This is a genomic window from Rhodococcus sp. C26F (genome assembly GCF_053345925.1).
Map to the genome: position 1 here is coordinate 22,588 of NZ_JBKFBA010000002.1, position 8,522 is coordinate 31,109.

Consider the following 8,522-nt stretch of genomic DNA (forward strand, 5'->3'; position numbering starts at 1 on the left):
CCTTCGTCGTTCGTACGTGGGGAAACCTCAGAGCCAGCGCGGCGGCGTGAGTTCTCCGCCGGTGACGCCGACGGCTCCGCGACCGGCCGCCCAGCGGACGACACCGGCGAGATCGCCTCGGACGGTGTGGGTGGTCTCGGCGTCGCCGTTCACCCGGACCGCGTCGCGTCCCTCGACCTCGAGTGCGATGCCCGCACCGAGGTCCTTCTTGCGCCACATGCCGACGATGTCGTCGAGCAGCGAGTCGAGGACGACGGGCGGGAAGTCGCCGAAGCGCCCACCGTTGTCGAGATCGACCGCGTGGATCCACACTTCGCGCGTGCGCATCCAGGCGGTCTCCTCGGCCGGGACGAGTCGGCCCTGAGCGGTACGCACCTGCGACTGCCACGCCGTCTCCGGCAGGTGCCGCCACTTCTCGTCGAGACGGGCAACGGTGTGCGAGAAGAGGTTCCGCAGAGCGGCGGGATTCAGCGTCGCGCCCTCGGCGATCTCCTGCGCCCGCTGCTCGGTGGAGGAGTACATCGGGGTCTCGACACCGGTCGCCGCCCAGTCCATGAGCCGGCACAATGCTGCGGCGTTGTAACCGATGTGCGCGACGAGATGCCGGCGCGTCCACCCTTCGAGCACGGTGGGACCGTCGAGTTCGTCGTCGGTCAGCTCGGCCAGGCGCTGCGAGAGGTAGGCCGTGCCCCGCCGGGCGATGAGGAGCCGCTCGGACAGGTCGAGATCGTTGAATCCCACGGTTCGGCTTCTCCTACTTGATGATCGTCTTGTTCCGGACGGTGCCGAGGCCCTCGATGGTGACCTCGCAGACCTCACCGTTCTGGATGTAGCGAGCAGGCTTGCGGGCGTGGCCGACACCGCCGGTGGTGCCTGTGATGATGACGTCGCCCGGCTGCAGGGTCACGATGTGCGAGATGTAGTCGACGAGCTTGGCCGGGGTGAACACCAGATCGTCGGTGTTCGACGACTGCATGACCTCGCCCTCGAGGCGGGTCTCGATGGCGGTGCCGAGCTGGTAGTCGGTGTCGAGGAAGGGACCGAAACCGCTGGTCTTCTCGAAGGTCTTGCCCTGATCCCACTGCAGCGTGCGGTACTGGTAGTCGCGCATCGTGTAGTCGTTGATCACGGAGTAGCCGGCGATGAACTCGGCGGCGTCGGCCTCGGAGACCTGGTAGGCCTGCTTGCCGATGACCACGGCGAGTTCGGCCTCCCAGTCGAGCTGCGACCCCGCGTAGGAGGGAACGGCCACATCGTCGTAGGGGCCGGTGAGGGCTTCCTTGAACTTCGAGAACAGGGTCGGGTACTCCGGCAGGTCGCGGCCCATCTCCTTGATATGGGTCGCGTAGTTCAGGCCGACGCACACGATCTTGCCCGGGGCCGGGACGACCGGGGCGTAGTCGGCGGAGCCGAGTTCGACGGCCTTTCCGGATGCCTGCTCGGCGACCGACTTCCAGTTCGGATCGGCGAGCAGCGCGGACAGGTCGGCGTAGCCGTCGATGACGGTGGCGCTGGAGTCGCTGTCGACGCGGACGGCGGCGGTGCCGCCGTCGAGGCGGAGGGTGGCGAGACGCATGAGGTTCAGGCTCCTTCGGAGATGATGGTGCGGTTGAAGTGCAGACGTTCGACGATCGGCGCGTCGGAGAAGGCGAAGAGATCGACACCCTTGTCGGTCTCGAGCGACCACTCGACCCAGGACGGGACGACGATCATGTCGCCCTTGGTTACGTCGTGGCTCTTGTCTGCGAGATGGAAGCGGCCCTCACCGTCGAAGACCTGGAAGACCACGGATCCGACATCGTGGCGGGCGCGGGTGTGCGCGCCGGCGCGCAGTCGGTGGAACTCGGCGCGGATCGTCGGCATGACGTCGCCGCCGGTGGTGGGGTTGGTGTAGCGGACGGCGGCATGGCCGGGTTCCGGGGTGGCGGCGTAACCCTCGTCCTCGAGGGCGAGCTGCTCGTTCAGCGCGCGGTCGGTGTGCTCCCAGCGGTAGCACGCGATCGGCGAGCTGGTCTTGCGGTCGAGACCCACGAGCGGGCGCAGACCGGGGTGGACCCACAGTCGCTCGGACCGGGAGATGTCCGGGGTGCCCTCGTCGGTGACACCGTCGGAGCCGAACTCGAAGAAACCGGTGTCGGTGTAGTGCACGAACGGGATGTCGAGGCCGTCGATCCACGCCATCGGCTGATCGGTCTCGTTATGGTGACCGTGGAAGTTCCAGCCCGGGGTGAGCAGGAAGTCGCCCCGGCGCATGGCGACCGGGTCGCCGTTGACCACGGTCCACACGCCCTCGCCCTCGACGACGAAGCGGAAGGCGTTCTGGGAGTGCCGGTGCTCGGGAGCGGTTTCCTTCGGGCCGAGGTACTGGATCGCCGCCCACAGCGTGGGGGTGACGTACGGGACGCCGCCGAGGCCCGGGTTCGCGAGCGCGATGGCGCGACGCTCACCGCCGCGGCCGACAGGCACGAGATCTCCGGCACGCTGGGCCAGCGGGTACAGCGTCGACCACTTCCAGACGAAGGGGACGGCCTTGGACGTCGGGACCATCGGCATCAGGTCGCCGAGCTGGGTCCACAACGGGTTGAGGTGTTCGGTCTCGAAGTCGTCGTACAGCTTCTGGAGCTCGGGATCGACAGGCTCGGTGGCAGTCATGAAATCTCCTTGTCCGGCGTTGTCTCCAAACTAGGGGCGCCGGAACCGGGGAATCCACCTATTTCTGCACCGTGGAATTCGAGACGTCCGGACCGGCGATATCGGCGACATCGACCTCGATGCCCCGCACCGCCGCCTGCATCTGCGCGACCAGCCTGCCGCGCAGATGCTGCCGGTAACGCGTCACCGGCACGGCCACCGTGAGGGCACCGATCGCAATGCCCCGACCGTTGCGGATCGCCACCCCGAGCGCCGCGACGCCCTCCTCCGTCTGTTCGACGTTGACGGCGAAACCCAGCTTGCGTGCCGCCTCGAGTTCGTGCGCGAACTCCTCGAACTCCCCGATCGCCATCCGTCGGTCGGTCTCGTAGGCGGGGCTCGGCCCCTGACTGATGTGGGGCTCGTCCGCGGGTCGCAGGTAGAGCTGCTCGAGCACCGAGCGGGGAAGCTCGGCCAACAGGATGCGTCCGCCCGCGGTGAGCTCCGCGGGAAGCACCTGACCTCGGCGATCGCCCACACGCAGGATCGATGCCGCCTCCGCCGTCCACAGGAAGCGCGCCTGCGATCCCACCCGGATCACGAGGTTGACGGTCTCGTCGGCGAGCGTGGCGAGTGCCTCCATGTGGGGTCGGCAGAGATCGGTGAAGTCCCGCGTCCAGCCCTGACTCGCCGGGCCGACGCCGAGTGCCGGCCCCGGGTGGTACATCCGTTTCTCGTCCTGCACGGCGAAGCCCCGGTAGACGAGCATCGCCAGCAGGCGGTGCGCGGTGGACGGCGCTGTCCCGAGTTCCGCAGCCGCGTCCTTGAGCCGGATCGCACCCGCGTCGCGGAGCAACTGGAGCAGTCGCAGCGCGTTGTCGACCGACTCGAGCATGTAGGTCGGCTTGCGGATGATGCCCATCGGCTTGTTCTGCATAGCAGAACTTTATTGCATCGGCGGATGGCGCGCGCCCACCGTTGAGGAATGCATCTCCCCAACGAGGCTTCACCGACGCGAGCCGGAGACCACATCACCCTCCCCCGGGCCCACGTCATCGCGGTGATCGTCTGCTGGCTGTTCGTCGTCTTCGACGGATACGACCTCATCGTCTACGGCAACGTCATATCCAGCCTCCAGGGCGAGTGGGGCATCAGCGCCTCCACCGCCGGCACCCTCGGAAGCCTGGCGTTCGTGGGCATGATGATCGGCGCGGTCCTCGCCGGCCGGCTCTCCGACGCGATCGGACGCAAGAACGCCGTCATCGGCTGCGTCGTCGTCCTCTCCGTCTTCACCGCCCTGTGCGCGGTGGCGCCCGGGCCCGTGATCTTCGGTCTCCTGCGCCTCGTCGCCGGCATCGGGCTCGGCGGACTCGTGCCGACCTCGAACGCCCTTGCCGCCGAACTGGTGCCGGACAAGTGGCGCGCCGCGGTCGCGACGATGATGATGTCGGGCGTCCCGATCGGCGGCTCGATCGCCGCTCTCGTCGGCATCCCGGTGATCCCCAACTGGGGCTGGCGTCCGATGTTCGCGTTCGCGCTGATCCCCCTGCTCGTCCTCGTCCCGCTGGCGATCAAGGTGCTGCCGAAGCACGCCGTCTCGAAGGCGCATCCGGACAATTCTGCAGGTGGTTTCAAGGAACTGCTCGGTTCCCGTTTCCGCACCATCAGCATCATGTTCGCGGCCGTCACCGTCGTGACACTGCTCGCCTGGTACGGCCTCGGCACGTGGCTGCCCAAGCTCATGCAGGGCGAGGGCACCGATCTCGGCAACGCCCTCACGTTCTCCCTGGCCCTGAATCTCGGCGCGGTCGCCGGTTCGTTCATCACCGCCTGGGGCGGCGTCCGCTGGGGTTCGGTCCCCACCAGCATCATCGCCGCGCTCATCGCCGGCGTCGCTCTGCTGACCCTGCTGCTCGACCCACCGGTCGCCGCGGTCTACCTGATCTTCGTCCTCGCCGGTGTGGGCACCCACGGCACGCAGGCACTGATCATCGCCGCGGTCGCGTCCTACTATCCCGACCACCTGCGCGGTACCGCCCTCGGCTGGGCCCTCGGTGTCGGACGCATCGGTGCCGTCGCGGCCCCGCAGATCGGTGGCTGGCTGCTCGCCGCCGGCCTCGGTGCCCACTCGAACTTCGTCCTCTTCGGTGTCAGCGCCCTGATCTCGTCGCTGCTGCTGACGGTGATCTGGAAGAAGTTCCCCGCACGCCACGAATCGCTCCGCCCGGTCTCCGCTCACTGATCGCACTGCGGCCGATACCTACTGATCGCACCGCGATCGACCGCACCCTCGTTCCCCTCTGCTTCACACGATCCGAAGGAGTGTCATGTCCGATCTGAAGGACGCTCGAGTTCTCATTGCCGGTGGCGGCATCGGCGGTGTCGCCAATGCCCTCGCCCTCGCGCAGAAGGGCGCCCAGGTCACGCTGTTCGAGCGTGCCCCCGAGTTCGGTGAGGTGGGCGCAGGACTCCAGATCGGCCCCCACGGCTCGCGCATTCTGCAGTCGCTCGGTGTCTACGACGAGGTGATCGCGAAGGGCGTGCTGCCCAAGAACCTCGTCTTCCGTGACGCCGTGACCGCGGAGATCCTCACCAAGGTCGATCTCGGACGCGACTACCAGCAGCACTACGGCGGTGTGTACTTCGTCGTGCACCGCTCGGATCTGCACTCGGCGCTCGTCGAGGCGGCCCGCGAGGCCGGAGCGGATCTGCGGACGAACTCCACGGTGACCGACGTGATCACCGAGGGCGACACCGTGCGGGTCATCCTGGAGAACGGTGAGGAGCACGTCGGCGACGTCGCCCTCGGCATGGACGGCCTGCACTCGCACCTGCGTCCGAAGCTGTCCGACGACAAGCCCGTCGGCTCGGGTTACGTCGCCTTCCGCGGCACCTTCCCGATGAACGAGGTTCCGCTCGAGGAGGAGATCGAGGACGTCGTGGGCTACATCGGCCCGCGTTGCCACTTCATCCAGTACCCGCTGCGCCAGGGCGAGATGCTCAACCAGGTGGCGGTCTTCCAGTCGCCGGCATTCCTCCGCGGCGAGGAGAAGTGGGGCAGCCCCGAAGAACTCGCGCACGCCTACGACCACTGCCACGAGAGCGTGCAGAGCGCACTGAAGTACCTGTGGACCGATCGTTGGTGGCCGATGTTCGACCGCAACCCGATCGACAACTGGGTCGACGGCCGGATGATCCTGCTCGGCGACGCCGCGCACCCGCCGCTGCAGTACCTCGCCTCCGGTGCCGTCATGGCACTCGAGGATGCGAAGTGCTTCGCCGACTACGCCGCCGAGGACCTGCAGGGCGACAGCGCGAACTGGCCGAAGATCCTGAAGGACGTCAACGCCGAACGCGCACCGCGCTGCAACCGCATCCTCACCACCGGACGCATGTGGGGCGACCTGTGGCACCTCGACGGTGCCGGTCGCGAGGCCCGCAACGAGCTGTTCCGCACGCGCGACACCTCGAGCTACAAGTACACCGACTGGCTCTGGGGCTACAGCTCCGACCGCAACCGCTGAGCACTCACACAGCGCCGCAGAGCAACTCGTCCCGTTCCGGACAATGCCGTCCCCGATCCGCCGATCGGGGGCGGCATTCGCCGTATATACGTCGTTCGTCCCGCACCGAAAGGTACCGGAGCGACCGTGACCAGCACATACTGAAAATATGACCGCGTCACGGCAGGCGTCGGCGCTCCGCAGCGAGGTTCGGGACATCGCACTCGGAACCGCCGACCCGGTCGAGTTCCGGCACGCCGTCCTCGACACGATCCGGCGGCGTATCCACTACGACATCGGATGCATCGCTCTCGTCGACCCGGCGAGCATGTTGTTCACGTCCGTGACCATGCTCGACGCCGACGCCCCGGCCGGTCGTGCCGCGAAGACGGTGGCACACATCGAGTACGGCACGTCGCACTTCGCGAACACCTACCGCAAGCTCGCCCGGACGCGCACCGGTGTCCAGACGATCCGCGAGGCGATCGACTGCGACATCCGCGATTCCCTGCCCTACAGCGAGATCCTCGAACCGCAGGGAATGGACGACGAGGTGCGCCTCGTCTTCCGGGGCCGTGACGGGCGCGTTTGGGGCGGCGGCACTCTCATGCGCGCCCCCGGCCGACGCTTCGACGCCGACGATGTGGCGGCACTCGCAGGATGCGTGGGCGAGATCGGCGACGGACTGCGGTTGTCGTTGCTCCGCGAATCCCCTCGACTCGCGGCGGACGCATCACCCGGCGGTTCCGGTCCCGCGGTCGTGGTGGTGGGCGCGGACAACGAGATCGAATCGGCTACTCCGCAGGCGGTGGAGTATCTCGAGCGACTCGGTGCCGAAGGCGCCTTCATGCTCCCGGCCGTAGTGGTCGCCGTCCGTTTCCGCTACGAAGGGGCCGCCGCGCGCGTCGTCCGTGTCCGTACGGAGGACGGTCAGTGGCTCGTCCTGCGGGCCGGGTCGCTGGACGGCCGAGGAGAATCGGCCCGGATCGTCGTCGCGATCGAACCCGCGCAGCCCGGTCAGCTCGTGGCTCTGACCGCCGCCCTTCACGGTCTCACCGAACGGGAGACCGATGTCCTCGCCCGCGTTCTTGCGGGAGAGACACGCACCGAGATCGCCCGTGGACTGTTCATCAGCCCGTACACCGTGCAGGACCACCTGAAGAGCATCTATGCGAAGACGGGCGTGAACAGTCGGCAGGAACTCGTCGCACGACTGTTCTTCACGCACTGCCTCCCCCGGGTCGGTACGGAGATCGGGCCGGACGGGTGGTTCGTCGAGAAACCGGCGCCGACGAGCGTCCCGGTCGGTGCACATCGGAAGAGGTGAGCCGTGGCACGCATCCTGGTCGTCACCCTGGAAGGCGGCGGGAACTACCCGCCCGAAGCAGCGCTCGGATGCGAGTTGCACCGCCGCGGACATCACGTTCGGGTTCTCGGTCACGAATCGCAACGGAAGGTCGCGGAGGATGCCGGCCTCGTCTTCTGCGGCTACCGGCACTCGCCGACCTGGACCCCGCACGTAGAACTGAGCACCCCGAAAGTGCTGACCATGGCCTACGCCATGATGACCGACCCCGCCGTCGCGCGGGATGTGGAGGACGAGATCACCAGGGAGTCGACCGACCTGGTGATCGTCGATTGCATGCTGTTCAACGCCCAGGACGCTGCGGCGCGCACCGGGGTGCCGCACGTGGTGCTGTTCCATTCCTTCTTCGCCGCATTCGACGGCGCCTTCCGGCACGGACCGTTCGGGATCGGTTCGCGACTACGCGGCCTGGGTCCGAAGCGACTGTGGGAACAGGCCGACATGCGACTCGTGTGCTCGGACCGAGTGCTCGACCCGGGCGCGCGACGGCGCACGGACGGCTCGCTGACCTGGACCGGTGCGATCCACGACGCGAAGGCCGCGGCGGTCTGTCGAACACCGCCGCGCGTGCTGGTCAGTCTGAGCACCGCCGGCTTCCCGGGTCAGCGCCGCACTTACCAGAACATCTTCGACGCCGCGGCGGAGATGAACGCGGAGTTCGTCGTCACGACCGGGCCGGCGATCGACCCTACCGGGTTGCGCGTACCACCCAATGCGACCGTCCACCGGTACGTTCCGCACCACGAACTGATGCCGACCTGCTCGGCGGTGGTCGGGCACGGCGGGCACGCGACAGCCTTCCGGGCTCTCGCACACGGACTTCCGATACTGATCATGCCCATGTCGGCGGTCACGGATCAGGCGATCATCGGTCGCGAGGTCGCGAAGGCGGGTGCGGGCATCCGTCTGCGGAAGACCACTTCGCCCGAGCAGATACGCGCGGCCGTGGAGAGTCTGCTGACCGACGACGGTTATCGAACGGCGGCAGCAGAACTCGGCGCCCGTCTCCGAACCGTCGACGG

General features: G+C 67.8%; 8 protein-coding genes. 4 read left to right on the forward strand and 4 right to left on the reverse strand.

The features are described 5' to 3' along the window. Positions 1-27: 27 nt before the first annotated feature. The 4 genes from ACLBYD_RS03190 to ACLBYD_RS03205 are packed head-to-tail and all read right to left on the reverse strand — an operon-like array spanning position 28 to position 3,568. Positions 28-741 (reverse strand): maleylpyruvate isomerase family mycothiol-dependent enzyme, encoded by a 714-nt coding sequence (locus ACLBYD_RS03190; RefSeq protein WP_447815379.1) that lies wholly within the window; start codon positions 739-741, stop codon positions 28-30. Positions 742-754: 13 nt separating this feature from the next. Then, entirely contained in the window at positions 755-1,576 is an 822-nt protein-coding gene (locus ACLBYD_RS03195; protein ID WP_447815380.1) for a fumarylacetoacetate hydrolase family protein, read from the reverse strand. A 5-nt stretch (positions 1,577-1,581) separates the two neighbouring features. Beyond that, the gene (locus tag ACLBYD_RS03200) at positions 1,582-2,652 is read right to left on the reverse strand and encodes a cupin domain-containing protein (RefSeq protein WP_447815381.1); all 1,071 of its coding nucleotides are present in this window, start codon (positions 2,650-2,652) and stop codon (positions 1,582-1,584) included. Between the two features lie 58 nt (positions 2,653-2,710). Beyond that, positions 2,711-3,568 (reverse strand): IclR family transcriptional regulator, encoded by an 858-nt coding sequence (locus ACLBYD_RS03205; RefSeq protein WP_060651634.1) that lies wholly within the window; start codon positions 3,566-3,568, stop codon positions 2,711-2,713. Positions 3,569-3,616: 48 nt separating this feature from the next. Here ACLBYD_RS03205 and ACLBYD_RS03210 point away from each other — a divergent pair, with 48 nt between their 5' ends. The 4 genes from ACLBYD_RS03210 to ACLBYD_RS03225 form a co-directional block, all read left to right on the forward strand. Further along, positions 3,617-4,873, forward strand: a complete 1,257-nt coding sequence (locus ACLBYD_RS03210; RefSeq protein ID WP_447815382.1) for an MFS transporter — start codon at positions 3,617-3,619, stop codon at positions 4,871-4,873. A gap of 85 nt (positions 4,874-4,958) precedes the next feature. After that, the gene (locus ACLBYD_RS03215) at positions 4,959-6,155 is read left to right on the forward strand and encodes an FAD-dependent monooxygenase (RefSeq protein WP_447815383.1); all 1,197 of its coding nucleotides are present in this window, start codon (positions 4,959-4,961) and stop codon (positions 6,153-6,155) included. A 148-nt stretch (positions 6,156-6,303) separates the two neighbouring features. Then, positions 6,304-7,461: a LuxR C-terminal-related transcriptional regulator gene (locus ACLBYD_RS03220; RefSeq protein WP_447815384.1), complete on the forward strand. Its 1,158-nt coding sequence runs from the start codon at positions 6,304-6,306 to the stop codon at positions 7,459-7,461. 3 nt (positions 7,462-7,464) lie between these two features. Beyond that, positions 7,465-8,522, forward strand: a 1,058-nt coding sequence (locus ACLBYD_RS03225; protein WP_447815385.1) for a glycosyltransferase, incomplete at its 3' end; no start/stop codon positions are given.